25 protein-coding genes are annotated in these 25,802 nt (G+C 71.7%); 18 read left to right on the forward strand and 7 right to left on the reverse strand.

Annotated features, from left to right (window positions below; all coding sequences use genetic code 11):
* Nucleotides 1-101 precede the first annotated feature (101 nt).
* Nucleotides 102-275 (reverse strand): CsbD family protein, encoded by a 174-nt coding sequence (locus ABT122_RS29200; RefSeq protein WP_351558401.1) that lies wholly within the window; start codon nt 273-275, stop codon nt 102-104.
* A 97-nt stretch (nt 276-372) separates the two neighbouring features.
* Entirely contained in the window at nt 373-798 is a 426-nt protein-coding gene (locus ABT122_RS29205) for a DUF2267 domain-containing protein (protein WP_351558403.1), read from the reverse strand.
* 401 nt (nt 799-1,199) lie between these two features.
* On the opposite strand from ABT122_RS29205, the gene ABT122_RS29210 reads away from it, so the two are divergent.
* Nucleotides 1,200-1,547, forward strand: coding sequence for a PRC-barrel domain containing protein (locus tag ABT122_RS29210; protein ID WP_351558405.1), 348 nt, complete (start codon nt 1,200-1,202; stop codon nt 1,545-1,547).
* A gap of 61 nt (nt 1,548-1,608) precedes the next feature.
* Here the strand turns inward: ABT122_RS29210 and ABT122_RS29215 are convergent, their stop codons facing one another.
* The 4 genes from ABT122_RS29215 to ABT122_RS29230 form a co-directional block, all read right to left on the reverse strand.
* The gene (locus ABT122_RS29215) at nt 1,609-2,424 is read right to left on the reverse strand and encodes an IclR family transcriptional regulator (RefSeq protein WP_351558407.1); all 816 of its coding nucleotides are present in this window, start codon (nt 2,422-2,424) and stop codon (nt 1,609-1,611) included.
* 131 nt (nt 2,425-2,555) lie between these two features.
* On the reverse strand, nt 2,556-3,974 hold the full coding sequence (locus ABT122_RS29220) for an MmgE/PrpD family protein (protein ID WP_351558409.1): 1,419 nt from the start codon (nt 3,972-3,974) through the stop codon (nt 2,556-2,558).
* Nucleotides 3,967-4,740, reverse strand: a complete 774-nt coding sequence (locus ABT122_RS29225; protein WP_351558411.1) for a cyclase family protein — start codon at nt 4,738-4,740, stop codon at nt 3,967-3,969. Before ABT122_RS29225 ends, ABT122_RS29220 begins: the two co-directional genes overlap by 8 nt.
* Before the next feature lies 1 nt (nt 4,741).
* Nucleotides 4,742-5,941: a CaiB/BaiF CoA transferase family protein gene (locus ABT122_RS29230; protein ID WP_351558413.1), complete on the reverse strand. Its 1,200-nt coding sequence runs from the start codon at nt 5,939-5,941 to the stop codon at nt 4,742-4,744.
* A 163-nt stretch (nt 5,942-6,104) separates the two neighbouring features.
* Between ABT122_RS29230 and ABT122_RS29235 the strand changes: the two genes are divergently transcribed.
* From ABT122_RS29235 to ABT122_RS29315, 17 genes are all read left to right on the forward strand, one after another.
* Nucleotides 6,105-7,553, forward strand: a complete 1,449-nt coding sequence (locus tag ABT122_RS29235; RefSeq protein ID WP_351558415.1) for a dihydroorotase — start codon at nt 6,105-6,107, stop codon at nt 7,551-7,553.
* A 6-nt stretch (nt 7,554-7,559) separates the two neighbouring features.
* On the forward strand, nt 7,560-8,441 hold the full coding sequence (locus ABT122_RS29240; protein WP_351558417.1) for an HpcH/HpaI aldolase/citrate lyase family protein: 882 nt from the start codon (nt 7,560-7,562) through the stop codon (nt 8,439-8,441).
* Nucleotides 8,442-8,722: 281 nt separating this feature from the next.
* Nucleotides 8,723-9,862: an FAD-dependent oxidoreductase gene (locus ABT122_RS29245; RefSeq protein ID WP_351558419.1), complete on the forward strand. Its 1,140-nt coding sequence runs from the start codon at nt 8,723-8,725 to the stop codon at nt 9,860-9,862.
* Nucleotides 9,856-10,689 carry a maleate cis-trans isomerase family protein gene (locus ABT122_RS29250; RefSeq protein WP_351558421.1) on the forward strand — a complete coding sequence of 278 codons (834 nt, stop codon included), beginning with the start codon at nt 9,856-9,858 and terminating at the stop codon, nt 10,687-10,689. The genes ABT122_RS29245 and ABT122_RS29250 overlap by 7 nt, the downstream gene beginning before the upstream one ends.
* Before the next feature lie 14 nt (nt 10,690-10,703).
* Nucleotides 10,704-12,107 carry an aldehyde dehydrogenase family protein gene (locus ABT122_RS29255; protein ID WP_351558423.1) on the forward strand — a complete coding sequence of 468 codons (1,404 nt, stop codon included), beginning with the start codon at nt 10,704-10,706 and terminating at the stop codon, nt 12,105-12,107.
* A gap of 240 nt (nt 12,108-12,347) precedes the next feature.
* A complete protein-coding gene (locus tag ABT122_RS29260; protein WP_351558425.1) occupies nt 12,348-13,355 on the forward strand; it encodes an SDR family oxidoreductase in 1,008 nt (335 codons plus the stop codon).
* 77 nt (nt 13,356-13,432) lie between these two features.
* Entirely contained in the window at nt 13,433-14,392 is a 960-nt protein-coding gene (locus ABT122_RS29265) for an ABC transporter permease (protein ID WP_351558427.1), read from the forward strand.
* A gap of 3 nt (nt 14,393-14,395) precedes the next feature.
* A complete protein-coding gene (locus ABT122_RS29270) occupies nt 14,396-15,298 on the forward strand; it encodes an ABC transporter permease (RefSeq protein ID WP_351558429.1) in 903 nt (300 codons plus the stop codon).
* A 62-nt stretch (nt 15,299-15,360) separates the two neighbouring features.
* Nucleotides 15,361-16,344, forward strand: coding sequence for an ABC transporter ATP-binding protein (locus tag ABT122_RS29275; protein ID WP_351558431.1), 984 nt, complete (start codon nt 15,361-15,363; stop codon nt 16,342-16,344).
* Nucleotides 16,341-17,297, forward strand: a complete 957-nt coding sequence (locus tag ABT122_RS29280; protein WP_351558433.1) for an ABC transporter ATP-binding protein — start codon at nt 16,341-16,343, stop codon at nt 17,295-17,297. Before ABT122_RS29275 ends, ABT122_RS29280 begins: the two co-directional genes overlap by 4 nt.
* Nucleotides 17,294-18,847, forward strand: a complete 1,554-nt coding sequence (locus tag ABT122_RS29285; protein ID WP_351558435.1) for an ABC transporter substrate-binding protein — start codon at nt 17,294-17,296, stop codon at nt 18,845-18,847. Before ABT122_RS29280 ends, ABT122_RS29285 begins: the two co-directional genes overlap by 4 nt.
* Nucleotides 18,848-18,867: 20 nt before the next feature.
* On the forward strand, nt 18,868-19,968 hold the full coding sequence (locus tag ABT122_RS29290; RefSeq protein WP_351558437.1) for a class I SAM-dependent methyltransferase: 1,101 nt from the start codon (nt 18,868-18,870) through the stop codon (nt 19,966-19,968).
* On the forward strand, nt 19,965-20,294 hold the full coding sequence (locus ABT122_RS29295) for a hypothetical protein (protein ID WP_351558439.1): 330 nt from the start codon (nt 19,965-19,967) through the stop codon (nt 20,292-20,294). Before ABT122_RS29290 ends, ABT122_RS29295 begins: the two co-directional genes overlap by 4 nt.
* Entirely contained in the window at nt 20,291-20,824 is a 534-nt protein-coding gene (locus ABT122_RS29300) for a VOC family protein (RefSeq protein ID WP_351558441.1), read from the forward strand. The genes ABT122_RS29295 and ABT122_RS29300 overlap by 4 nt, the downstream gene beginning before the upstream one ends.
* Nucleotides 20,817-21,704 (forward strand): class I SAM-dependent methyltransferase, encoded by an 888-nt coding sequence (locus ABT122_RS29305; protein ID WP_351558442.1) that lies wholly within the window; start codon nt 20,817-20,819, stop codon nt 21,702-21,704. Before ABT122_RS29300 ends, ABT122_RS29305 begins: the two co-directional genes overlap by 8 nt.
* Nucleotides 21,705-22,208, forward strand: coding sequence for a MarR family winged helix-turn-helix transcriptional regulator (locus tag ABT122_RS29310; RefSeq protein ID WP_351558444.1), 504 nt, complete (start codon nt 21,705-21,707; stop codon nt 22,206-22,208).
* A gap of 312 nt (nt 22,209-22,520) precedes the next feature.
* Nucleotides 22,521-24,011, forward strand: a complete 1,491-nt coding sequence (locus ABT122_RS29315) for an FAD-binding oxidoreductase (protein ID WP_351558446.1) — start codon at nt 22,521-22,523, stop codon at nt 24,009-24,011.
* A gap of 94 nt (nt 24,012-24,105) precedes the next feature.
* Here the strand turns inward: ABT122_RS29315 and ABT122_RS29320 are convergent.
* On the reverse strand, nt 24,106-25,802 hold a 1,697-nt coding region (locus ABT122_RS29320), incomplete at its 5' end, for an MDR family MFS transporter (protein WP_502976229.1).

Below are 25,802 nucleotides of genomic sequence, written 5' to 3' on the forward strand. Positions count from 1 at the left end.
GGGGCTCAGCCGGATATCCGAGCGGCTCGACGAACGCCGCGCCGACACCGGCGAGGACGACGAGCGCGGGCGGCACGGCGCGAGTCGTGCCCGGGACCGGGTCAGTGCTTGAACGTGTCCTTGACCTTCTCCTTGGCCTGGCGGGCGTCGCCCTTGGCCTGCTCGGCCCGGCCCTTCGCGGTCAGGCTCTCGTTTCCCGCCGCGCGGCCCGTCGCCTCCTTGACCTTGCCCTTGGTCTGCTCGACCTTCGCCTTTGCCTTTTCCTTGTCCGCCATGATTTCCCAATCCCTCGGGTTTCGGATGAACTCTTTCGACCGTATCAGTACGTTCTCGGTGCCGCAGATGTGCGGCGGATGCTCCACGGGGGCGTTCTCATATCCGTGACGGTGTACCCGAATTACTCGCCACCGGCCGCTCGTACCCCGGCCCGAACAGCGGCGCGTACCCCTCGGGCAGCCCCTTGATCAGCCGGAACACCAATTCGGTCCCCGCGAGCCGCGCTGCGAGGGTGAAGACGGTCGCCGCGCCCCAGCGGGCGTTGGCCGGAGTGGCCCTGGGCAGGCTCCGGGTCATCACTTCCACCAGCCCCTGCCCGGTGAGCGGGGAGGCCGCGGCGGACCGTGCCGTCAGATGGCGCGCCACCCCCGGCGGAAGCTTGGCGGCCAGATCGGCCCGGTCGGCGTCGGAGAGCTGCCGCGCCAGTGTTCTCAGGGCGATACGGGTGACATAGGCCGCTTCCTCACGGGTCGGGTAGAGGCCCTGATACCGCACGGTCTCGATGAACCGGTCATCGGTCATGGTCCGGATATGGCGCCCTGTCCCGGGCCGCACCGGGGTTCCGGGGCGCGGGGGCCGCCGCCGGGAGGGGCGGTCGGAGGCTTCGGCGGCGGGCTTCCGCGGGTCGATCCGGTCACGGTGTGCTGCGAATGTGCCGTTCGGCATCGTCAACTCCTCCACGGAAGCGGGTGTACCGACCGCCTTCCCCCGTTCCGCGGGGTCAGTCATCCGGATCGGAAAGCCCTGACCGGGAAGGCCTGACCGGAAAACTCCGATCGGCGAGTCCGGACCGGAAAGCCCGGGAAAACACGCACCGGGAGCGTCGATATTCCAGGCGAGATGAATCCATTGGTGTGAAAGCCATGAGGCCGGGCATGCGATGAACTGTCACACCCCATACGTTTTCACCGAAGGAGCATTTCATGTCGGAATATCTGTGGTCCTACGTGCCGACCGCCGGCCACACCGCTGACGACGACCTCCAGGGATATCGCGTCGAGGCCACGGACGGCCATATCGGCAAGGTCGACAAGTACTCCAGCGAGGTCGGCTCGCAGTACCTCGTCGTCGACACCGGGGTCTGGATCTTCGGCAAGGAGGTCATGCTCCCGGCCGGCACCGTCACCCGGGTCGACCACGAGAAGCGGACGGTCCACGTCTCCCGTACCAAGGACGAGATCAAGGCCGCCCCGGAGTTCGACAAGGACACCCACCTCGGTGACCCCGCCTACCGGGACCAGCTCGGCGGCTACTACAGCTCGGGCCACTGACCGCCGCGCACGCGCCGGCCGGGGCGGCACAGCCTCGGCCGACGCGGGCGGTGGGCGCTCCTCAGCGGTCCTGAGCGGGCGCGCCCATCCGGGCCGAGAGCCGGCCCGTGGCCTCCAGCAGCGCCTCCGCGCACCGCTTCACCTCGGTGCGGAACCGCTCCCTGGGGCCGCAGACACTGATGACCCCCACCGGGCTGCCGTGGTGGCCGAAGACCGGCGCCGCCACCGAGGCCGAGCCCGGCTGCCGCTCGGCGACGGACTGCGCCCAGCCCCTTCTGCGGATCGTCGCGATGGCCCGCCGCAGCCCCGCCTCGTCGGTCATGGTCGCGTCGGTGAGACCCGCCAGCTCCCTCCCCAGACAGGCGTCGATCTCGTCGTCCGGCAGGAACGCGAGAAACGCCTTCGACGACGCGCCCGCGTGCAGCGGATAGGGAATCCCCAGCCGCACGGACATGATGACCTCCCGGTTGGGCGTCACCTGGTCCACATAGACCCGGCTGCCCGAGCTGAGGACCGAGAGCGTCGCCGTCTCGTTCGTCTCCCGGGAGAGCCGCGCCAGCTCCGGGGCCGCCAGGGCGCGGATGTCGATCCGGTCCAGATAGGCGAGCCCGAGCCGCATGGTGCTGGGCCCCAGCGCGTAGCGCCGCGTCTCCTCGTCCGCCTCGACCAGCCCCCGTACCCGCAGCGCGGCGAGGATGCGGTGCACGGCCGGTTTCGACAGCCCGAGGCGGTCGGCGATCTCCGTCACCCCGAGGGTGGCGGAACCGGGTTCGGCGAAGAGCAGCAGCACATCGGCGGAGCGTTCGACGGTGGCGGCCGTCTGGCTCCCGGACTCCTTCTTGCGGACCCTCGCCGGTCCGGGGGCGTCATTCGGCATCGGCTTCCCTACCCCTTGGCACGATCGTGGTGTGGGAGCGCTCCCACCCGGTACGGCCGGGTGCGCCGCCCGCCCCGGTGGCTCACGGGCCGGTGCGCCGGCCGGGCGCGGTGCCCCCGGTGACCGTCCGATCATAGAAACAACCCCCGCACGTCCGCTGTGCGGCCCAGCCCGGCGACCGCGTCCGCGAGGCGGGTCACCTCCGCGTCCGGCAGGCCCCGGGCCGCGTTCAGCCGGAACTTCGTCAGCAGTTGCTCCCGGCTCAGCGGGTTGCCGGGACCGCCGAGCGAGGAGTCCACCCGGTGCTCCAGGACCGAACCGCCCCGGGTGCGGACCCGCAGCACCGCCGCGAAGGCGTGCGGGAAGATCTCCCCGGCGCGTTCGTCCGCCACGCACTCCACCCTCGCCGCCAGGGCGAGCCGCCGCGGATCGGCGAGGGTCTCCTCGGTGAAGTCGTCGAGATGGACCCCGAGCCCCCCGCCTCCGAGCAGCGCCGTGGCCACGGTGAAGGGCCCGGAGAACTTGGCGTGGTACGCGGTCCCGGGCCGGATCTTCCGCTCGCGCGGCTCCGCCACGGTGCGCAGTGTCGGCGCGGGCAGCCCCAGTTCGGCCGAGACCACGTCGTCGGGGTCGAGCCCCGCCGCGCGCAGCGCGAGCGCGCAGTCGATCGCCGGATGGGTGAAGTGGTTCGAGGGGTAGGGCTTGTAGACCGTGCGCAGGGTCTCCCAGCGCTCCCCGAGCCCGCCGAGCATCGCCTCCGTGTCGCAGATGCCGTCCAGCCAGGCCCGGAAGAAGCCGAACCGGCCCTCCAGCACGGTCGGCGGGCCGGTGATCCCGGCCCGTGCCAGGGCGGCGGCCGACACTCCGGCGTGGGCGGCCCAGCCGCAGTGGACGCGTTTGACCGTGCCGCCGGTCCTGTTGGCCTCCAGGAGGCCCGCCCCCATGCTGGCGGCCACCCCCATCGCGTCGGCGATGCCGTCCTCGTCGAGTCCGTAGAGCAGCGCCGCCGCCGCCGACGCGGCCAGCGTCCCGCAGATCGAGGTGGCGTGCTGGCCCTTCTCGAAGAAGACGGAGTTGCGCAGCTCGGGCAGGTAGGACGCCATGCCGAGGCGGTCGCAGATCTCGATGCCGGCGGCGACGGCCGCCGACAACCGCGCCCCGCTCGCCCCCACTTCCTCGGCGACCGCGAGGGCGGCGGGCACCACCGAGGCACTGGGGTGCAGCACGGAGGGCAGATGGGTGTCGTCGAAGTCGAGGGTGTGCGCGAGGGTGCCGTTGACCAGGGCGGCCTGGGGGGAGGGGAGGCGGTCCGCGTCGCCGAACACCCCGGACTGCGGGGTTCCGCCCCAGGCCCGCACGGTCCGCAGGACGGCGTCGCCGGGCCCGCCCTCGGCCCGGCCGGCGTGGCAGTTGCCGACCACGTCGAGCACCCGGCCCGCCACGTCCTCCGCGACCGGTCCGGGGAGCCCCCGGTCGCGGCAGCCGGCCGCGAACCGGGCCAGCCGCCGCACCGCCGTGGTCTCCTCCGCCGCTCCGCGCCGCTCACTCACCGGGGATCACCGCCAGCGGGCGGACGGGCGCGCCGGTCGCCCCGGCGATATTGAGCGGGTTGAGGATCAGCTCGCACTCCCGCACCCCGCTGTCCAGCAGTTCGTCGAGCTTCATCGTCTCCACGATGTTGATCCCGGACTCGACGAGCAGCACCCGGTGCACCGGCAGGGTGGTGTGGCCCCGGCCGGGGGCGAGCCGCTCGAAGGCGATCGTCTCGCCGCCGACCGCCCGGGGCCGGCGCTCCGCGAGCCACCGCCCCGCCGCCTCCCCGGGGCCCGGCACACCGTCCGCGTGGCCGGTGAACGACGGCCCGTCGTCCCACAGCCGGGACCAGCCGGTGCCGATCAGCAGCACCTGGCCGGGGAGCGGATCGAGCCCGGCCGAGGCCCGGTCCAGATCGTCCGGGGTGATCTCGTACCCCGCCGGCAGGGTGCGGACCCCGTGCACGGCGGCCACGTCGAGCAGGAGACAGGGGCCGACATAGGGCGCGAAGCCGTCGATGCCGAGCCGGCTGAAGCCGTCGTGGGAGACGAGGTCGCCCGGCCGCAGCCCCCCGTACAGCAGACCGTCCTGGGAGACATGGGCGAGGGCGTCCACATGGGTGCCCACATGGCCGCCGGTGATGATGATCTCGTTGGCCGCCGAGCCGCCGTCGGGGCGCACCATGTCGCCGTGCCGGCGCTCGGGGACCATCCGGAACGGGGGGTGGTTGGGCGACTGGGGCATCCCCCGTCGCAGGGGTTGGGCGAGGTCGATCAGTCGCATGTCAGAGGACGCCCTTCGCGTGGAGCCGGTCGATCTCCCCGGTGGTCAGACCGAGTCTGCCGCCGTAGATCTCCTGGTTGTGCGCGCCCTTGGCGGCGCCGGTGGAGCGGATGGAGCCGGGGGTCCGGTCCAGCCGGAAGAGCACGTTCTGCATCCGCAGCGGCCCGAGGTCGGGGTCGTCGACGGTGGTGACGGTGTCCAGGGCCCGGTACTGCGGATCGGCGAGGACATCGCGGATGTCGTAGACCGGCGCGATGGCGGCCTGGGCCTCCTCGAAGGCGCTGATGACCTCGTCGGCGTCGCGCTCGGCGATCCAGCCGCCGACATGGCCGTCGAGGAGGTCGCTGTGGCGCGCCCGGCCGCTGCCGCCGGCGAACCAGGGCTCGTCGATGACCTCGGGGTGTCCGACCAGGGTGAGCACCCGCTCGGCGATGTTCTGCGAGCTGGTGGAGACGGCCACCCAGCGGCCGTCCCGGGTGCGGTAGGTGTTGCGCGGCGCGTTGTTGGCCGAGCGGTTGCCCCGGCGCTCCTGGACGACACCGAGCTGGTCCCAGATCATCGGCTGCGGACCGAGCAGGGTGACCAGGGGCTCGATGATGGCGAGATCGACGATCTGGCCGTCGCCGCCGCTTCTCTCCCGGTGGTGCAGCGCCATCATGACGGCGCTCACGCAGGTCAGGGCGGCTATGCCGTCCGCGAGACCGAAGGGCGGCAGGGTCGGCGGCCCCCCGGGTTCCCCGGTGGCGGCGGCGAACCCGCTCATCGACTCGGCCAGGGTGCCGAAGCCGGGCCGCCGGGCGTACGGCCCGAACTGCCCGAAGCCGGTGACCCGGGCGACGACCAGCCCGGGGTTGGTCTCCCGCAGCACGGCGGGGTCGAGGCCCCACCGCTCCAGGGTGCCGGGCCGGAAGTTCTCGATGAGCACATCGGCCCCGGCGGCCAGGGTGCGCAGCAGACGGGCCCCGTCCTCGGAGCCGAGGTCGCAGGTGATGGCCTTCTTGTTGCGGCCGAGCATCTTCCACCACAGCCCGTGTCCGTCCTTGGCGGGGCCGTGGCCGCGTGAGGGGTCCCCCTTCACCGGGTGCTCGACCTTGATGACCTCGGCGCCGTAGTCGCCCAGGATCGTCGCCGCGAGCGGCCCGGCGAAGAGGGTCGCGAGATCGAGTACGACGATCCCGTCCAGAGGTCCCGGTTCAGTCATCTGTCCTCCTCGCATGTTCCGGTTAACGGAAAGCTGTTACGAATTCATGCCCCGACTCTGGCCCTTGAATGTAGAACGGCGTTACGATTTTTGGAACAGCCGGGCGACACCGACAACGAGAGGGAGGTGACGGCAGGTCAGACACCTGACCGGGCCGGCCCTGATGACTCGATACGATCTGCTCGTCAAAGGGGGAGTCCTGGTGCTCCCGTACCACGGAGAGGTCCGCGCCGACCTCGCCGTCTCCGCCGGCCGCATCGCCGCGATCGGCGACGACCTGCCCGCCGCCGAGGCCGCCGATGTGCTCGACGCGACCGGCAAGGCGGTCCTCCCCGGCGCCGTGGACGCCCACTTCCACCTCGGCATCTACCGGGATCTGGCGCTCGACACCTTCGAGGAGACCCGCTCCGGCCTGGTCGGCGGAGTGACCTCGGTGCTCTCCTACTTCCGCACCGGAGCCCACTACCTCGACCGCACCGGCCCCTACCGCGAGATCTTCCCCGAGGTGCTGGACGCCGTCGCCGGGCGGTCGTTCACCGACTACGGCTTCCATCTCGCGCCCATGACCGTGGAGCAGATCGGGGAGATACCCTCCCTCGTCGCCGACCACGGCGTCACGTCCTTCAAGTACTACATGTTCTACAAGGGCTTCGACCTCGCCGCGAACAGCCGGGACGCCCGCGCCTTCACCATGGGCGACGAGTACGACCTCGGACATCTCTATCTGATCCTGGAGCAGCTCGCGAAGACCCAGCGCGACCACCCCGGGCTGCGGCTCTCCCTCTCCCTCCACTGCGAACAGGCCGAGCTGATGCGGGTCTTCATCGACCGCACCCGGGCGAGCGGACAGCCGCAGAACCTCAGGGCCTACTCCGACGGGCGCCCCACCCTCACCGAACAGGTCGCGATCTCCGAGGCCACCACCCTCGCCGGACACACCGGCACCCAGGTCAATCTGCTCCATCTCTCCAGCGCCGACGCGCTCCGCTCGGCGCTCACCGCCCGCTCGCTGCACCGCAACGACGCGCGGTTCGAGGTCACCCTCCACCACCTCTGCCTGGACCACGACACCCTGGACGCGCGCGGCGGTCTCGGCGGCAAGGTCAACCCGCCCATCCGCACCCCGGGGGACAGCGAGTTCCTCTGGCAGGGCATCCGGGACGGCGAGGTCAGCTGGGTGGCGTCCGACCACGCCTGCTGTCTGGAGGAGAACAAGGGCGACGAACTCTGGCCCGCCCGGCCCGGCTTCGGCGGCACCGCGCTGCTCTACCCGGTGCTCCTCAGCGAGGGCCACCACCGCCGCGGCCTCCCGCTCACCCGGATCGCCGAACTGGCCTCCGCCAACCCCGCCAGGGCCTACAACCTCTGGGGCCGCAAGGGCGGTCTCGGCATCGGTTTCGATGCCGACCTCACCGTGGTGGACCTGGACCTGGAGCGCCGGGTGGACACCGCCATGCTCCTCTCCGGCCAGGACCACTGCCCCTTCGACGGGGTCGAGGTCAAGGGCTGGCCGGTGGCCACCGTGGTCGGCGGCCGGCTCGCCTACCGGCTGGGCGACGACGGCCCCGAGGTCCTCGGCGAGCCGTCCGGCACCTATCTGCGCCGCGACTGAGCCCGTATGAGGTCCGCGCTGTACGTCCCGGGCGACGCGCCGGGGAAACTCGCCAGGGCGCTCGACCGGGGCGCCGACGAACTCATCATCGATCTGGAGGACGCGGTACCGCCGGACGGCAGGGAAGCGGCGCGGCGGAGTGTCGCCGAGTGGCTCGCCTCGCTCCCCCCGCGCGTCCCCGCGCGTCTGTGGGTCCGGATCAACCCCGGCGCCGCGGGGCTCGCCGATATCGCCGAGGTCGCGTCCGGGCCGCCCTCGGTGCCGCTCGCGGGGGTCTGCGCCGCCAAGACGGAGAGCGCCGAGCGGCTGGCGGAACTGGACGGCGCGCTGCGGGAGGCCGAGCGCGGGAGCGGCCGGCGGCCGGGCACCCTCGGCGTCGTACCCCTGCTGGAGTCGGCCCGCGCCGTGCTGGCCGCGCCGTTACTGGCCGCCGGACCCCGGGTCGTACGGCTGCAACTGGGCGAGGCGGATCTGCGCGCCGAGACCGGTGTCGAACCGGGCGGCGACGAGAGCGGAATGCTGTACGCCCGCTCCCGTACCGTCCTCGCCTCGGCGGCGGCCGGGATCGACCCGCCGATGGCCCCGGTGAGCACCGACTTCCGCGACCTCGGCCGGCTCCGGGAGTCGACGCTCGCGCTGCGCCGGCTCGGGTTCCGCGGCCGGGCCTGCGTCCACCCCGCCCAGCTCGCCGTGGTCCATGAGGTCTTCACCCCGTCGGGGGATGAGCTGGCGCGTGCCCGCGATCTCCTCGGGCGGTACGAGGCGGCCAGGGCGGCGGGCGCGGGTGTCTGTCTGGACGGGCGGGGACGGTTCGTCGACGAGGCCGTCGTCCGCGCGGCCCGGCGCCTCCTGGACGGGGCCGGAACGCCCGGCGCCCCCGCGCCGTAGTCCCGCGCCATACCCCCGCGCCCTAGCCCCGCGCCATACCTCCGCGCCCTAGCCCCGCGCCCTAGCCCCGCGCCATAGTCCCGCGCCGATCGTCGGGAATCGGCCACCGCACCCCGGAGCCCCGGCACAGCGCCGTATCCCTTGGGCTCCCTCGCAGATCAGCGCGGTCCCCGCGTGCCCAAACACCCATCTCCCGAATTTTACCGGCCAATTGACCGGCTCAAAGGTATTGACGCCTTGTCGGCAAAGTTGTTTTATCCCCTAACAACTGGGAGGCAGCCGTGCCACATGTCCTTGTTGCCGGGGCAGGCCCCGTGGGTCTGACCGCCGCCGTTCTGCTCGCCGAAGCGGGTCACACCGTGGAGGTGTTCGAAGCCCGGGAAGAGATCAGCACCGAACCCCGCGCCTCGACCTTCCACCCGCCCACACTCGATCTGCTCCACCGCGTCGGCATCGCGGAACCACTCATCGAACAGGGCCTCAAGGCCCCCGTCCACCAGCACCGGGACCGCGAACGCGGACTGGTGGCCAACTTCGACCACGCCCACCTCGCGGCCGACACCGCCTTTCCCTTCCGGCTCCAGGCCGAGCAGCACAGACTCTGCGAACTGCTCCTGGACCGGCTGGGGGACCGGGTCCGCTTCCGGCACCGGGTGCTCGGCGTCCGGCAGGACGCGCGGGGAGTCACCGCCGGCGTGGAGGGTCCCGGGGGCCCGCTGACCGCCCGGGGCGACCTTCTGATCGACGCGGGCGGTGCCTCCGGCGCCGTCCGGGAACAACTCGGCATCGCCTTCGAGGGGTTCACCTACGAGGACCGCTATCTGGTCCTGCTCACCCCCTTCCCCTTCGAGGACCACCTCCCGGGGCTGGAGAAGGTCAACTACATCTCCGACCCCGACGAATACGTGGTGCTGCTGCGCGCCCCCGACGCCTGGCGGGTCCTCTTCCCGGTCCGGGAGGAGATCCGCGACCCCGCCGTCTGGGAGCGGATGCTCCAGCGGGTCGTCCCCAGCCCCGTCCCCTACGAGATCGTCCACCACCAGCTCTACTTCATCCACCAGCGGGTGGCCGAGCGCTTCCGGGAGGGGAGGGTTCTGTTGATCGGCGACGCGGCCCATGTGAACAGCCCCATCGGCGGCATGGGGATGAACAACGGCATCCACGATGCGTTCTCGCTGGTGGAAGCCCTGCCCGGGGATCTCGACGGCTGGGCCGAGCAGCGCCGCCGGGTCGCTCTCGACTATGTGCGGATCATCACCGACCGCAACGCCCGCGCCCTGGGCGAGAAGGACCCCGCCCGGCGGCTCGCCGCCCAGCGGGAACTGGCCGCCACCGCCGCCGACCCGGTCCGCGCCCGGCGCTGGCTGCTCGACTCCTCGATGCTCAACGCCGTACGCGGACAGGGGCTGCTGCCGTGCTGAGCACGGGCGGCGGCCCGGGCCCCGCGACCGGTGCGGCGGGCCCCGGGCCGGGGCCGGGCGCGGGTCCGGCGGAGGCCGTTCTCCCGCCGCGCATCGACGAGCGCCGGGCCCGGCTCGCGGTCCTGGTGCCCTCCACCAACACCGTCGTGGAGGGCGAGTACGCGGCGATGGCCCCCCGGGGAGTCACCCTCCACACCGGCCGGATGCTCGTCCCCGCCCCCTCGGTGGCCAGCGACGACGACACCACCCGGCTGCTGGGCGACGTACGGGAGGGGGTGCCCGGCGCCCTGCGCTCGGTGATGACCTGCCGGCCCGACCGTGTGCTGCTCGGCATGTCGGCCCCCACGTTCTACGGCGGGCTCGCCGGGGCCGGGGCCTACGAGGCGGAGATCGCCGCCCGGGCCGGAGTGCCCGCCACCGCCGGATCGACGGCCTGCACGCTGGCGCTGCGCGCCCTGGGCGCCCGCCGGATCTCCGTCCTCAGCCCCTACCGGCCCGTCAACGACCGCGAGGTCCGGAACTACTTCACCGAGGCCGGATTCGCGATCGCCGGCTACCACACCCTGCTCTGCACCTCGGCGCACCAGATCGCCGAGGTCGGCGAGGAGGTCCTCGTCCGGGCGGTGGACCGGCTCGCCCGGGCCCGGCCGGACGCCATCGTGCAGGTCGGCACCAACCTCTGGTTCGCCGCCCTCGCCGTGTCGCTGGAACGGCGGCTGGACATCCCGGTCGTCGCCATCAACACCGCCACGCTGTGGGCGGGACTGCGGGCCACCGGGATCAACGACCGTTTCACGGGCGCTGGCCGGTTGCTGGCCGACCACTGAAGGGACCGCTCGACATGCCCACCAACGTAGTGAGCCCGATCGACGGCGAGGTGCTCGGCCAGGTCGAGCGGATGGACGCCACCGCCGTCGACCAGGCGTACGGCACCGCGCGCAAGGCGCTGGAGGAGTGGCGTAAGGTCCCGTCCGAGCGCCGGGGCAGAATCCTGCTCAGGATCGCGGGCCTGCTGGAGGACCGGGTCGAGGAGTTCGCCCGGACGGAGACCCTCAACACCGGGAAGCCGCTGAAGGACACCCGGCGCGAGGCGGGCCGGGCCGCCGCCTGTTTCGCGTACTACGGCGGACTCGCGGACAAGGTCACCGGGGACACCCTCGATGTGGCAGGGCCGTTCCACACGTACACCCGGCGCGAGCCGTACGGGGTGGCCGTCGGGGTCATCCCCTGGAACGTGCCCTATGTCTTCGCCGCGAAGAAGATCGCCCCCGCGCTGGCCTTCGGCAATGTGAGCCTGCTCAAGCCCGCCGAGGAGACACCGCTGACCGCGCTGATGCTCGCCGGGGTGCTGGCGGAGGCGGGGCTGCCCGAGGGGATGGCGCAGGTGCTCACCGGGGGCGCGGAGACCGGCCGGGCGCTGGTCTCCGACCCGAGGGCCGATCTGATCGTCTTCACCGGCGCCGACGCCACCGGCCGGGTGATCGCCCGGGCCGCCGCCGAGCACCTCACCCCCGTCGCCATGGAGCTGGGCGGCAAGTCGCCGCAGATCGTCTTCGCCGACGCGGATCTCGACGCCGCGCTCGCCTCCGTACTCCTCGGCGCGTTCAGCGCCACCGGCCAGATGTGCATCGCGGGCTCCCGGCTGCTGGTCCAGCGCGAGGTGTACGAGACCTTTGTGGCGCGGCTGACCGGGGCCGTGGCGGGGCTGCGGGTCGGCGATCCGCGCGATCCGCGCACCCAGGTCGGTCCGCAGGTCACCCCGGGGCAGCGGGACAAGACCCTCGCCATGATCCGGGCCGGTCTCGACGAGGGCGCGACGCTCGCGGCCGAGGCCGTCTGCCCGGGCCCGGAATCCGGCGGCTTCTATGTGCCGCCGACCCTGTTCACGGGGGTCGACCCCGGGATGCGGGTGATGCGGGAGGAGATCTTCGGACCGGTCCTCGCGGTGCTGCCCTTCTCCACCGAGGAGGAGGCGGTGGAGCTGGCCCACGCCACCGACTTCGGGCTCGCCGCCGGGGTCTGGACCACGGATCTCGGCCGGGCCCACCGTATGGCCCACCGGCTGCGCGCGGGCACGGTCTGGCTCAACACCTACCGGATGCTCTCGGACAGCGTGCCGTTCGGCGGGGTCGACCGCTCGGGGTACGGCAGGGAGGGCGGCCCGGACGCGGTGCGCCTCTACACCTGGACCAAGAGCGTCTGGACCTCGACGGAACCGGGGATTCCCCCCGGCTACGACTTCTGACCACCCCTTCCCACCCCTCCCACCCGTCCCGATCCCGATCCGGTCCACTCCCGATCCGACTCGCCTCCGTTTCCCTCCGGCACCGCGCGATCCGGTGCGATCCGACCCACCCGGCCCGCTTCCCGCCGGCCCCGCCGGACCCCCGCACCCCGCCCCGCCGGCCCCTTGCACCCGGCCCCGTGCGGGGGCCGCATCCGGCCCCCGCACCATCCCACTCCACCCCATCAGAGGAGCCCCTCCATGCTCATCGTCGTCGCGGGCGCGACCGGTCGCACCGGTCGCCGTCTCATCCCGCTGCTGACCGCCGCCGGGCACGCCACCCGGGCGCTGACCCGTTCCGACGCACCCGTTCCCGGCGCCGAGTCCCTGCCCTGCGATCTGGTCGCCGCCTCCGCGGCCGACCTGGACCGGGCCGTCGCCGGCGCCGACGCGGTCGTCTGGCTGGCCGGCCCCGGCGGCGGCTCCGTGGAAGTGGCCGGCGCCCTGGACCACACCGCGGCGGCCGCCCTGATCGACGCCTCGGTACGCCAGGGGGTGAAACGTTTCGTCCTGGTGACCTCCAAGGGCACCGACAACCCCGAGCGCTCCCCGGACTTCCTCCGCCCCTATCTGGAGATCAAGGCGAAGGCCGAGGCCCACCTCGCCGGCAGCGGTCTGGACTGGACCGTACTGCGGCCCGGCGGGCTCACCGACGAGGAGCCGACGGGCCGGGTGCGGCTCGGCAACGGGCTCGGCCGGGGAAAGGTCAGCCGCGCCGATGTGGCCGCCGTCGTCACCGAACTCCTCGGCCGGCACGACCACTCCGGCCGGGCCGTCGAGGTCCTCGGCGGCGACCTCGCACCGGCCGAGGCCCTGGACGCGCTCGCCCCCCGGCTGAACATCGTCGACTTCCTCTTCGACCTCAAACGGCTCGGCCGGGTCCACCTGGCGGTCTTCGGCGGCTCCACCGGCGAGGCCATGGCCGAGGCCAGGGAGCACTTCACCCACTGGCAGGTCTCCGAGAACTACGTCAACTACTTCGACGGCCCCGAGCTGCACTTCTCCCGGAAGACCCGGTGGCGCCCGGTCTTCGGCGAGGGCCCGGGCCGGCACTCGGGACGGACCGAGTACTGGGTCGTGCTCCACAACGAGAAGGGCGAAGGCGCCTTCCGCTTCGGACTGCTCAGGCCCGAGGGCTCCGAGGACCACGACCCCGAGCTGATCGCCGCCTTCCGCCTGTTCAGAGAGCACTACTCACCCACACCGTGAGGACTGCGCGGGCCGGAGGGGCTCCCGCTCCCCGGCCCAGTCCATCAGTTAGGTAACCTAACGGAAGTGAGGCTCCGTTGGCAGCCCACGTACTCCGCCGTGCCACCGCCATGGCGGTGGTCCTTCTCATCGTCCTGACCCTTGTCTTCTTCCTGATGCGCATGGCCCCGGGGAGTCCGGCCTATCTGATCGTCGGCGCGGACGCCTCCCCGGCCGAGATCGCCCATGTGGAGCGCGAACTCGGCCTGGACCAGCCGCTGATGGTGCAGTACGCGACCGAACTGGGCCGCGTCCTCACCGGAGACCTCGGCGAATCGATCTTCACCGGGGACACCGTCTCCCACGAGCTGCTGCTCAGACTCCCGATCACCCTCGAACTCACCCTGGTGTCCCTGCTCTTCTGGATACCGCTCGCCCTGATCGCGGGACGGGTCGCCGCCGCCCGCCGGGACACCCCGGTGGACGCGGCCGTCCGGATCATCGGCAACCTCTCCATCGCCGTCCCCAGCTTCTGGCTCGGCGCCCTGCTCGTGCTGCTCTTCGGGCTCTATCTGCCCGGGGTGCTGCCGTCCAGCGGCTGGGTGGGGATCGCCGAGGACCCCCTGGGGCATCTGCGCTCCCTCGTCCTGCCCGCCTTCGTGCTCGGCCTCGGCACCTTCGGTGTCACCGCCAACACCCTGCGGGTCTCGATGATCGAGTCGGTGCGCACCGACTATGTGCGGTTCGGCCGGGCCATGGGCCTGCCGGAGCGGCGGATCAACCGCTCGCTCGCCTTCCGCAACTCGCTGCTCCCCACCACCGCGGTGGTGGGCCAGCTGGTCGGCGTGATGCTGAGCGGCTCGGTCCTCATCGAGAACCTCTTCAACCTGCCCGGCATGGGACGGCTCCTGGTCGACAGCATCCGCCGGCAGGACTATCCGCTGGCCGTCGGCGCCACGCTCTCGCTCGCCGTCTTCTTCCTGCTCGCGAATCTGATCGTCGACATCCTCTACGCGGCCCTGAACCCTCGCGTCCGGCAGAAATTCGCAGGTGCCTGAGCCATGACCACCATCTCTCCCACCCGTGCGCGGGCCGGTCACCGACGCCGGCTCGTCGTCAGAGGCCGCCATGTCAGCGGGATGACGGTCATCGGGGTCACCCTCGTCCTCGGCTATCTGCTCCTCGCGGTCCTCGGCCCGATGCTCACCGTCGACCCGCTGGAGCGCACCGGGGACCCCCTGGCCGCTCCCTCGGCCGCCCACTGGTTCGGCACCGACCACCTCGGGCGCGATCTGCTCTCCCGGGTGGCGGCCGGCGCCCGGGTCTCCGTCCTGGTCGCCGTGATCAGCGTCGGCATCGGCCTGGTCTTCGCCCTGCCGCTGGGTGTCTGCGCGGGCTACTTCGCCGGCCGCTGGCCGGACGAACTGATCATGCGGGTCTTCGAGGCGATCCAGACGGTGCCGCTCTTCGTCTTCGCCATGGTGGTGCTCGGCGTCACCGGGGTCACCTCCTTCCACCTCGGCCCCATCGAGGTCAGCGCCGCCGGGAAGATCATCCTGCTGATCGCCATCGCGGCCACCCCCTACTTCGCCCGGGTCGCCCGCGCGGCCACCCTCGCCGAGGTCCAGGAGGACTACATCCCGGCGCTCCGGCTCCTCGGGGTCTCCCGGCGCCGGGTGATCATGGATGAGCTGATGGTCAACGTCCTCCCGCCGGTCATCGTGCAGAGCTGTCTGTGGATGGCGGTCGCGGTGTTCGCCGAGGGGGCCCTCGGCTTCCTCGGGGTCGGAGTGCAGCCGCCCACCCCCACGCTCGGCGGAGTCATCGCCGACGCCACCCGCTACATGATGGCCGGCGCCTGGTGGTACTGCGTCATGCCCGGCCTGGTCCTGCTCGTCGCCACCGTCGGCTTCGGCCTCCTCGGTGACGGTGCCAACGACCTCCTCGACCGGGGGGAGCGCTGATGGAGATCCCCGGCTCCCCACGAGACCCGGCAGACCGCCGCACAAGCACCACGGGAGCGCCCATGCGGACCGAACCCCTGCTCGCCGTCCGTGATCTGGACGTGGTCTTCGACACCGCCCGGGGCCGGGTCCCGGCCGTCCGGGGCGTGTCGTTCGACCTCGCGCCCGGTGAAGTCCTGGGGCTGGTGGGCGAGTCGGGCAGCGGCAAGAGCACCGTGCTCTCGGCCGTCATGCGGCTGCTGCCCGGAGTCGCCGTCGCCGGCGCCCGCCGGCTGGAGTTCCAGGGCACCGACCTGATGGCGCTGAACGCCGCCGGGCTGCGCGGAGTCCGGGGCACCGGCATCGGGCTCATCCCCCAGCGCCCCATGACCTCGCTGAGCCAGGTCACCCCGCTGCGCAAACAGCTCCGCTGGTTCCTCGGGGACATGCCGCAGTCCGAGGTCGAGGACCTCCTCGGCCAGGTGGGGCTGCGCGCGGTCGCCGAACGGCTCGACGGCTACCCCTTCGAGTTCTCCGGCGGACAGCTCCAACGGCTGCTGATCATGCTCTCCGCGCTGGCCCGGCGGCCGTCCCTGCTCCTCGCCGACGAGCCCACCACCACCCTGGACGCCACCGTCCAGGCCCAGGTGCTCCGGCTCATCCTGGATCTGCGCGAGCGCCTCGGACTCGGAGTCGTCTTCGTCAGCCACGACCTGGGGGTGATCGCCCAGGTCTGCGACCGGGTCGGGGTGATGTACGCGGGCCGGCTGGTCGAGACCGCCCCGATCGGGGAGCTGTTCGACCACCCCCGCCACCCCTACACCCGGGCCCTGCTGCGGGCCCTGCCCAGCCGCTACCGGCGGGGCGAGCGCATCGCGGTGATCGGGGGGACGGCCGCCGGCGCCAACCGGCTGCCGGGCTGCCCGTTCGCCCCCCGCTGCCCCCGGGCCGAGGCCCGCTGCCGTGAGCAGGAGCCCGAGGCGAGACAGACGGGCGGCGCGGTCGTGCGCTGCCACTTCCCCGAGGACGCCGCCGGCGCCCGGAACACCACGGAGGCCGCGGCATGACGACCGCCGTCGAGGCCCAGGGCCTGACCAAGCACTTCTCCCTCCGCCAGGGCAGAACCCCCGGCTCCTGGTTCCGGAGCGGGGCCGCGCGCACCGTCCACGCGGTCGACGATGTCGGCTTCCGGGTGGCCGAGGGCGAGACCCTCGCCATCATCGGCGAGTCCGGCTGCGGCAAGTCCACCGTGGCCCGGCTGCTCCTCGGGCTCACCGATCCCACCTCCGGCTCGATCACGATCCCGGGGGAGCGGCGGGTACAGCTCGTGGCGCAGAACCCGTGGTCGGCGCTGAACCGGCGCAAGACCATCGGGCACGCGCTCCAGCAGCCCCTGCTCATCCACCGCCCCGATCTGGACCGCAAAGGGCGCGCCGCCCGGGTCCGGGAGCTGCTCGACCTCACCGGCCTCCCCGCGGACTTCCTGCTGCGCTATCCGGCGGATGTCAGCGGCGGGGAACTCCAGCGCGTCACCATCGCCCGCGCGCTCGCCGCCCGGCCCCGGCTCCTGGTGCTCGACGAGCCGACGGCGAGTCTCGACGTCAGCGTCAAGGCGGGCCTGGTCAATCTGCTCTGCGATCTCCGCGACGACCTGGGGCTGACCTATCTCCTGATCACCCATGAGATCGATGTGGCCCGGCTCCTCGCCGACCAGGTGCTGGTGATGTATCTGGGGCACGTCGTCGAGTCGGGGGAGGCCGATGAGGTCTTCGACCGCCCCGCCCACCCCTACACCCGCTCGCTCCTGGACTCGGTGCCGCTGCCCGACCCCCGGCGCCGCAAGGAACTCCTCCCGCTCTCCGGGGAGGTGCCGTCGGCGGTCGACCCGCCGAGCGGCTGCCGCTTCCGCACCCGCTGCCCGCATGTCCTGCCCGAGTGCGCGCGGACCCGGCCGCCCGCCCGGCCCGTCGGCGACGGGCATCTCACTGCCTGCCATCTCACAGCATGGAGCCCGTCATGACCCTTCTCGAAGGCCACTCCAGACGCGATGTCCTGCGCCTCACCTCCGCCGTCGCCGCCGGAGCCGCGCTCGCCGGGTGCGCCGGCGCCGAGGAGTCCGCCTCGCCGGGCGGCTCCGACACCCTCTCCGTCGGGCTCTTCGAGGTGCCGGTGGGGTTCGCGCCGCTCTACTCCAACTCCCAGAACGTCCGCTGGGTCACCGAGCCCGCCACCGACGCCCTGCTCACCCACGACCCGGCCGGCCGGCTCGTCCCGCACCTGGCCACCGCCCTGCCCGAGCCCGGCCCGGGCGGGCTGTCCTGGACGGTCCGGCTGCGCGAGGGCGTACGGTTCCACAACGGTGACGACCTCACCGCCGAGCATGTCGCGGCGAGCTTCAACTTCATCCCCGGCAGCCGGGGCAGGAGCCAGTTCCTCTCCCTGCTCGCCCCCTGGTTCAAGCGCGCCGTCGTGGTGGACCCGGCGACGGTACGGCTGGAGCTGACCGGCCCGTACGGCATCCTCCCGGACCAGCTGGCCCGTATCCCCATCAGCCACCGGGACTTCATCGCGGAGAAGGCCAAGCTGGTGGCCACCGGGCCCTTCCGGGTGGACAAGGTCGTCACCGGCCAGTCCATGCGGCTGACCAGGTTCGACGGCCACTGGGGCCCCCGGCCGAAGCTGTCGGCGATCGTGATGACCTCGGTGCCCGACCCCTCCACCCGGCTGGTCAACCTCCGCGAGGGCAGAATCCACATCGCCACCGGGGTGCAGCCCGTCGATATCGCGGGGATCACCCGCGACCGCTCGCTGCGGCTCCACGGAGTCCAGGGGACCGGCGGCATCCGGGCCATGCTCAATATGACCCGCAAGCCCTTCGACCACCCGGACTTCCGCAGGGCGCTCGCCTTCGCCATGGACCGCGAGGGGGTGCGCGAGGCCGTCTTCCACGGTGAGGCGCTGACCGCCCAGGGCCCGCTCGGCCCCAATGTCGTCGGCCACGACCCCGGCTACCGGCCCTACCCGGCGGAACCCGATCTCTCCCGGGCCCGGGAGCTGCTGGAGCGGTCGGGCGCCGCCAGGGACACCACATTCAAGATCATGGTCTCCACCAGCGGCGCCGCCCGGGACATCGCCCAGGTCTACGCCGAGAACTGGGGCAGGCTCGGCATCAAGGTGAGCCTGGATGTGGCCGACCCGGCGAACTGGAACCGCCGCTGGCTGATCCGGGACTACGACATGTCCCTCACCGTCCAGGAGTACGGCCTGGTCGGCGGCGCCATGCCGCTCTCCCAGTTCACCGTGTACCGGGCCGCCTCCCGGCAGAACCCGGGCTTCCGCGACCGTGCCTTCGACCGGGATTTCGCCCGGCTCTTCGCCACATCGGACGAGGCCGAGCGGACCCGGCTGGCGAGCGGACTCAACCGGATGCTGACCGAGGAGGCCGTCGAGCTGCCCCCGGTCTACCCCAAACTCCTCGTCGCCCGCAGGGCGGAGGTCAGCGGCCTCGATGAGAAGGCCCTGCTCCTCGGCCGGCTGAATCTGCGCGGCGTGAGCCTCACCAGCCGTTAAGGAGAACAGGAGAAACGATCATGCTTGGACTCAACGACCAGCCCGTCACGGGCACGGACCGCGCCTATCTCGACTTCTATCTGGGGCTGCGCATCGGCTGGGCCGGACTCCACCACCCCCTCCTCGACGCCTTCGACAGCCGGGCCGCCGGCTGGGAGGCGGCGCACGGCCGGGCCCCCGAGGAGACCACCGAGATCGGGGAGGTCATCGAGGAATCCCCGCTCTTCCGGTACTTCATGTACCTCCAGCGCCACACCCAGCTGCTGATGAAGTACGGACCGCACGGCACCCACGCGTACATCGAGGGGCACCGGGCCGAGCTGGAGGAGCGGATCGCTGCCATCGAGGGGCTGGAGCTGGACCCCGCCCTGGAGATGCCCGCGTACTACGCGGACACGGACTACCACCTGGAGAAGGGCGGCTACTGGCGCGACGACCTGGACGGACCGGTCTACGACTTCGGCACCCGCATCCACTTCGCGGGCCTGGAGAACGTCGGCTCCATCCACCGGGCGAAGACCGAGGCGCTCCCCAAGGGCCTCTACCGGCGGATCATCGATCTGGGCTGCGGCACCGGCGATGGCACCTTCGGCCTCGCGGAGGCCTTCCCGGGCGCCGAGGTCATCGGGGTCGACCTGGCGGCCCCCTTCCTGAAGTGGGCCCATCTCAAGGCCGCCGACCGGGGCCTGGACATCCGCTTCCTCCAGAAGGACGCCTCCGCCACCGGACTCGCGTCCGGCTCGTTCCAGCTCGCCACCTCCACCATGATCTTCCACGAGATGCCGGCCGAGAAGATCGCGGCGATCATCCGGGAGAGCTTCCGGCTGCTGGCGCCCGATGGACGGTTCGCCATCTACACCGCCGGTGAACTCCCCTCCACCTACGGCCTGTTCATGATGGACTGGCACGCCCATATCAACAATGAGCCATATATGTCGGACTTCTTCAGATCGGATCTGGAGAAGCCCCTCATCGACGCGGGCTACACCGAGGTCAGCACGACGGTCGTGGACGCGTTCCGGCACGGCGACAAGAAGTCCTACGCCTCCGCCGCGCCCCCGGACCCCCGCAGGGCCCGGGCCGGCGGCTGGCGGCTGGTCACGGGAAGGAAGCCCGCATGAAGCAAGCACCCAGGATCGTCGACGGCCAGATGGTCTTCTTCGACGACCCCGCCATCGACAAGCTCCTCGGCATGGTCCTCGCCCTCGCCGGCGAGACCTATGTCCTGCGCGACCGGGTCCGCGTACTGGAGCGGCTGCTCACCGACGGCGGCACCCTGCCCGAGAACGCGGCCGAGAGCTATGTGATCCCCGCCGGGGCCGAGGCGGAGTGGCGCACCGACCGGGACGCGTTCTTCGACCGGCTCCTCGGCCCGCTCGCCTCCGACCTCATGGGCCCCGAGGCCACCCTCAAGGCCGACGCCGCGCTCAGGGCGGCGGGCTCGTGACCGCACCCCTCTGGCTGGAGCGCGAACCCTCGCAGAGCGACGAGTCGATCCTCTGGCGCACCAGCATGATCACCATCCGCTCCACCGACCAGCCCCGGGCCGTGCGCTGGTACCGCAATGTCCTCGGCTTCAAGCTGGAGTTCGACATCCCCATCCGGGTGCCCCACCGGCCCTTCCGCATGGCCGTCCTGGTGGGCCCGGACAACCGCCGGATCGAGATCACCGGCCGGGGAGTGCCGAGCGGGAAGCCCGCCGATGTGTGGGACACCCCCGTCTCGGTGACCTTCCAGGTGGACGACCTCACCCGGGCCAAGGCCCATCTGGAGGCCATGGGAGTGCCGTACTTCACCCCCGAGTTCAAGGGCCAGTACGGCCGGCTCCTCACCCTCCTCGACCCCGACAACAACATCATCAAGATCCAGGCCCCCAACGAACGGTGCGTCAGCGAGCAGAACCTCGAAACACCCGACACCCCCCGCTACCTCGACCACCCGAGGTATGTGCCCGGCCCGGAGGAGAGCGATGGCTGATCAGACGACCCGTCCGCGACCACCCCTGCCCGAGGGCTGGAAGCCCACCCTGCTCTCCCTGCGGCTGGCCAGGAAGCACCCCAGGCTCTCCCGCGCGATCATCCGGTGGGAGATGCACCGGGCACCGAAGGCCACCGGCCCCGGCGACCTCTCCGATCTGCTGGCCCCGGGACAGGAACGGCCGGCCGACTTCCCCTCGTACTACATCTCCAACCCCGTCCACCACATGAACGGACTGCACTGGATGCACCCGTCCATGGGGTACCGGCTGGAGCGGATGGCCGAGGACTTCCCGCTCGGCAAGCGCGAACAGATCCAGTGGTGGGTGCAGAGCCAGGTGCTCGACCGGGGGGTGCGCCCCCGGCGCGTCCTGGAGGTCGGCGCGGGCACCGGGGCCACGGCCTTCGTCTACGCCCAGGTCTTCCCCGACGCCGAGGTGATCGGGGTCGATCTCTCCCCCTCCGTGCTGCGCTGGGCACGCGCGCGGGCCAGGGAGCTGGGCCTGGAGAACGTCAGCTTCTACCACATGGACTCCGGCGATCTGTCGTACTTCGGCGACGGCGAGTTCGACGTGGTCCACGAGTCCCATCTGCTGCACGAGATGCCCGCCTACCAGATCGACCGGACCGTCCGGGAGATGGTGAGGGTCTGCGCACCCGGCGGATTCCTGGGCTTCTTCGACTGGGCCATCCCGGAGAACGAGCGGGACTGGCGGCAGCGCGAGGGCATGGTCCGGAACAATGTCGAGCCCTTCATGCTCGACTACTCCCGGGCCGACCACCCCGCCCTGCTCGCGGAGTTGGGGTGCGAGGAGATCGTGATGGTGGAGCGGCACAGCCAGTCCGCGAGCTGGCGCGCCCGCAAGGGTAATCTCGTTTAGGTGGCGGACAACGGTGAGGGCGCGTTCCTCGGGTCGGAGAATCACCTCAGCGGTCTGCTGACGCTGACCTCACGGCTCGTCCAGGACCGTCTGTCGGGTGCGCTGCGGCCCCTGGGCGTCACCTACGCCCAGGCCGCGGCGCTCGTCAGACTCTGGCGTTCCCCCGAAGGACGCATGCACCAGCACGACTTCGTGACCTCGCTCGCCCTCGCCAGACCGTCCGGGACCCTGCTCCTGGGCGATCTGGAGCGCGCGGGGCTGGTACTGCGCTCCCCGGACCCGGCCGACGGCCGCCGGCAGATCATCACCCTCACGGCCTCCGGCCGGGCGCTCGAACCGGAGGTGTACGCGGTCGTCTCCGGGCTCCAGCGGGAGATGCGGGAGCTGGTGGGCACCGAGGACCTGGCCACCGCGATGCGGGTGCTGACCAGGGTCCTGTCCTGGCTCGAACCCGCCGTGCTGTCCGCGCTGCCCGCCCGGGACCGGGACATCTTCACCCGGTGAGCACGCCGTCCGGGGACCGCTTCCCGCGGGTTCCCGGACGGCCCCGGCGGACCTGACAAATACTCAGGGGAGTTGCCCGGTATCCGGTGCGCGACCGCGAGGGTGGGAGCGCAGCAGGCAGAGACAGCTCACAGAGGCCGGCTCACGATACGCGGGAGTGTGAAGCACGTGGACAAGCGAGGGTTTCTGGCCGGGACGGATACCGAGGGCGCCGCGTCCGGCGGCGGGGCCACGGGCGGGGCAGACTCCCCTGCGGCCACCTCGGCCCCGCACAGCACACCACGCCGGCAGCCCGCCGGTGCCATCCCCACCGTGACGCCCGACGACCCGCGCTACCCGAGCATGGTCAGAGGTCACGGCAACAACCGCCATGTGGCGTCCCCCGAGTCCGTCCGGCTGCCGGCCACCACCGCGCAGGTCGTCGAGATCGTCCGGGAGGCGGTCCGCGACGACAAGATGATCTCGCTCCGCAGCGGCGGACACAGTTGCGAGAACCTCGTCTTCAACGACGACACCGAGATCATCGTCGATCTGCGGCTGATGGACCAGGTCGACTTCGACGAGGAGTACAACGCCTTCGTCATCGAGCCCGGCGCCACCCTCCTCAAGATCTACGAGAAGCTGTACCTCGGCTGGGGAGTCACCCTCCCCGGCGGCGGCTGTTACAACACGGGCGCCGGCGGACACATCTCCGGCGGCGGCTACGGCATCCTCTCCCGCCCGTACGGCATCGTCAGCGACCACATGTACGCGGTCGAGGTCGTCACCGTGGACGCGGACGGCGAGGTCCGGGCGGTGGTCGCCACCCGTGACCCGGAGGACCCCAACCACGACCTGGCCTGGGCCATCGCCGGTGGCGGCGGCGGCAACTTCGGTGTGGTCACCCGCTTCTGGATGCGCAGCCGCGACGCCGAGGGCGACCCGGGCGACCTGCTCCCCAAGGCGCCGTCCAGCGTCTACTCCATCTTCGCGGCCTGGGCGTGGGACACCATCACGGAGGAGGGGTTCGCCTCCTTCTTCCGGGCGTACGCCGACTGGTCCAAGGAGCACGGCTCCACCGACTCGCCCTATCTCGACCTCGGTCACTGGATCTTCGTCCAGCACTCCGACAAGGGCACCTTCAATGTGGTCGCGCAGATGGACTCGACCCTGCCCAACGCGCGGAAGCTGGTGGACGACTTCATCGACTTCGCCGCCGAGGCGCTGGGCGTCCAGCCGGTGATGAACAACATCTCGGAGCAGCCGTTCCTGAAGGCGACCGGGCAGACCATGACCGCGGGTGAGACGATCACCAGCCCCAACCTGCGGACCTGCCACAAGTCGACGTATATGAAGGACGCCTTCCCCGATCACCAGATCGCCACCATCTACCGGTATCTGACGGAGATCAAGAACCCCAACCCGTACACCTTCCTGGTGATCAACTCCGTGCTGGGCCGGATCACCGATCTGGAGGACGAGGACACCGCGGTCACCCACCGCGACGCCCTGCTGCTGGTGTACTTCGAGTCGTACTGGCACCAGGCCGAGGACGACGAGCGGAACATCAACTGGATGCGCTCGCTCTACCAGGACCTGTACGCCGACACGGGCGGTGTCCCGGTGCCGAACGGGATCACCGACGGCTGCTACATCAACTACCCGGACAACGACCTGAGCGATCCCTCGTTCAACCGGTCGGGCACGTCCCACCACGTGCTGTACTACAAGGACAACTACCCGAGGCTCCAGCAGATCAAGGCGAAGTGGGACCCGCGGAACTTCTTCCGCCACTCCCAGTCGATCGAGCTGCCGAGCGAGTAGCCCCACGCGGCGGAGGGGGCGGACCCGACAACCACGCGACGGTTGTCCGGCCGCCCTCTCCGCCGTCTCCGCGGCCCGATCCGAAAGAGACGACCTAGTCGGCGGAGAGCCTGGTGTCCGGCACCCGCCACGCGGCGATCACCACGGCGATCAGGGCCACGGCGGCGCCGGTGAGGAACACCGGCTGCGCGGCGCTGACATACCCCTCCACGAACGGCAGGGCGACCGGCGCGTCCAGGCCGTGGAGGAAGGCCGAGTCCTCCAGGTTCACCCCGCCGTCGGCGCGCACCACCTCCTCCAGCGGCCCCGCGTTGGCCGGCTCGCCGGCCAGCCGGCGGAACGCCGGGTCCTCACCGGCGTCGGCGAGCCCCGCGCTGATCCTGGGGCCCGCCAGCGAGAAGAAGATGGAGAGGAAAGCGGCGGTGCCCACCGTGCCGCCGTTCGAGCGGAAGAAGTTCACCGAAGCGGTCGCCGCCCCCATGTCCCCCTGGGGCACGTCGGACTGGGCGAGGATGGTGATCGTCTGCATCGCCGCACCCATCCCCGCGCCCATGAACAGCATGCCGACGGAGACCCACCACAGCGGCGTCTCCACCCGGAGCGTCGCGAACACCAGCATGGCCACCGCGAAGGCGGCGATCCCCGCCACCAGATGCACCTTGAACTTCCCCGTCCGCGCTATCAGCCGGCCCACCGCCAGGGTGACGACCACATTCGCCACCACCATGGGCAGGGTGGCCAGCCCCGCGCCGATCGGGCTCATCCCCTGGGCGAGCTGAAGGTACAGCGGAAGCATCGCCATCGAGCCGAACATCACCGTGCCGACGATGAAGTGCAGCAGAGAGCCCAGCCGGAACGCCTTGATGCCGAAGAGCCGCAGCGGCAGCAGGGCGGCGTCGCCCATCCTCCGCTCCACCAGGACGAAGACCGCGAGGCCGGCCACCCCGACGGCGCACAGCGCCAGCGTCCTGGGGGAGCCCCACCCCCAGCCCCGCCCCTGCTCGGCGACGACGAGCAGCGGAACGATGCCCACCGCGAGCGCCGCCGCCCCGCCGTAGTCCAGCCGGTGCCGCACCGGCCGGTGCGGCACATGCAGCACCCGCAGCACCACGGCGATGGCGAGCGCCGCCAGCGGCACATTGATCAGGAAGATCCAGCGCCAGCCGTCGAGCCCGAGCAGGGTGGAGCGCTCCGCGAAGACCCCGCCCACCAGCGGACCGGCCACGCTCGCGCCGGCGAAGACGGCCGTGATGTAGCCCTGGTAACGGCCGCGCTCCCGGGGCGAGGTGATGTCGGCGATGATCGTCATGGCGAGGGACATCAGCCCGCCGCCGCCGAGCCCCTGCACCGCGCGGAAGCCCGCGAGCTGGTGGATGGAGTCGGCGAACCCGCACAGCAGCGAACCCACGGTGAAGATGACGATCGCGCTCAGATAGACCGGCCGGCGGCCGTAGATGTCGGAGAGCTTTCCGTACAGCGGGGTCGCGATGGTGGCGGCCACCAGATACGCCGTGGTCACCCACGCCTGGGCGGTCAGCCCCTGGAGGTCGTCGGCGATGGTGCGCAGCGCGGAGGCCACCACCATCTGGTCGAGCGCGCCGAGGAACATCCCCAGCATCAGACCCCAGAGAACGGTGACGATCTGCCGGTGGGTCAGCCGGACCGGGGTGTTCGGGCCGCCGCCCGCGCCGTCCTCCGTGCCGTGGGCGGCCGTGCCCGATGAGGTCATGTCGTCACCCGCGCGCTGGACGGGGCGGGGGCGGCGCGGGGCGGGGGCGGGTCCGCACAGTC

This window comes from Streptomyces sp. NPDC001985, assembly GCF_040296845.1.
Classification (GTDB): Bacteria; Actinomycetota; Actinomycetes; order Streptomycetales; family Streptomycetaceae; genus Streptomyces.

What these genes read in the sequence shown, in the direction of transcription:
- ABT122_RS29200 (WP_351558401.1), bottom strand. Translation starts at nt 275, where the DNA reads ATGGCGGACAAGGAAAAGGCAAAGGCGAAGGTCGAGCAGACCAAGGGC.
- ABT122_RS29205 (WP_351558403.1), bottom strand. Translation starts at nt 798, where the DNA reads ATGACCGATGACCGGTTCATCGAGACCGTGCGGTATCAGGGCCTCTAC.
- ABT122_RS29210 (WP_351558405.1), top strand. Translation starts at nt 1,200, where the DNA reads ATGTCGGAATATCTGTGGTCCTACGTGCCGACCGCCGGCCACACCGCT.
- ABT122_RS29215 (WP_351558407.1), bottom strand. Translation starts at nt 2,424, where the DNA reads ATGCCGAATGACGCCCCCGGACCGGCGAGGGTCCGCAAGAAGGAGTCC.
- ABT122_RS29225 (WP_351558411.1), bottom strand. Translation starts at nt 4,740, where the DNA reads ATGCGACTGATCGACCTCGCCCAACCCCTGCGACGGGGGATGCCCCAG.
- ABT122_RS29230 (WP_351558413.1), bottom strand. Translation starts at nt 5,941, where the DNA reads ATGACTGAACCGGGACCTCTGGACGGGATCGTCGTACTCGATCTCGCG.
- ABT122_RS29235 (WP_351558415.1), top strand. Translation starts at nt 6,105, where the DNA reads ATGACTCGATACGATCTGCTCGTCAAAGGGGGAGTCCTGGTGCTCCCG.
- ABT122_RS29240 (WP_351558417.1), top strand. Translation starts at nt 7,560, where the DNA reads ATGAGGTCCGCGCTGTACGTCCCGGGCGACGCGCCGGGGAAACTCGCC.
- ABT122_RS29255 (WP_351558423.1), top strand. Translation starts at nt 10,704, where the DNA reads ATGCCCACCAACGTAGTGAGCCCGATCGACGGCGAGGTGCTCGGCCAG.
- ABT122_RS29260 (WP_351558425.1), top strand. Translation starts at nt 12,348, where the DNA reads ATGCTCATCGTCGTCGCGGGCGCGACCGGTCGCACCGGTCGCCGTCTC.
- ABT122_RS29270 (WP_351558429.1), top strand. Translation starts at nt 14,396, where the DNA reads ATGACCACCATCTCTCCCACCCGTGCGCGGGCCGGTCACCGACGCCGG.
- ABT122_RS29275 (WP_351558431.1), top strand. Translation starts at nt 15,361, where the DNA reads ATGCGGACCGAACCCCTGCTCGCCGTCCGTGATCTGGACGTGGTCTTC.
- ABT122_RS29280 (WP_351558433.1), top strand. Translation starts at nt 16,341, where the DNA reads ATGACGACCGCCGTCGAGGCCCAGGGCCTGACCAAGCACTTCTCCCTC.
- ABT122_RS29285 (WP_351558435.1), top strand. Translation starts at nt 17,294, where the DNA reads ATGACCCTTCTCGAAGGCCACTCCAGACGCGATGTCCTGCGCCTCACC.
- ABT122_RS29290 (WP_351558437.1), top strand. Translation starts at nt 18,868, where the DNA reads ATGCTTGGACTCAACGACCAGCCCGTCACGGGCACGGACCGCGCCTAT.
- ABT122_RS29295 (WP_351558439.1), top strand. Translation starts at nt 19,965, where the DNA reads ATGAAGCAAGCACCCAGGATCGTCGACGGCCAGATGGTCTTCTTCGAC.
- ABT122_RS29305 (WP_351558442.1), top strand. Translation starts at nt 20,817, where the DNA reads ATGGCTGATCAGACGACCCGTCCGCGACCACCCCTGCCCGAGGGCTGG.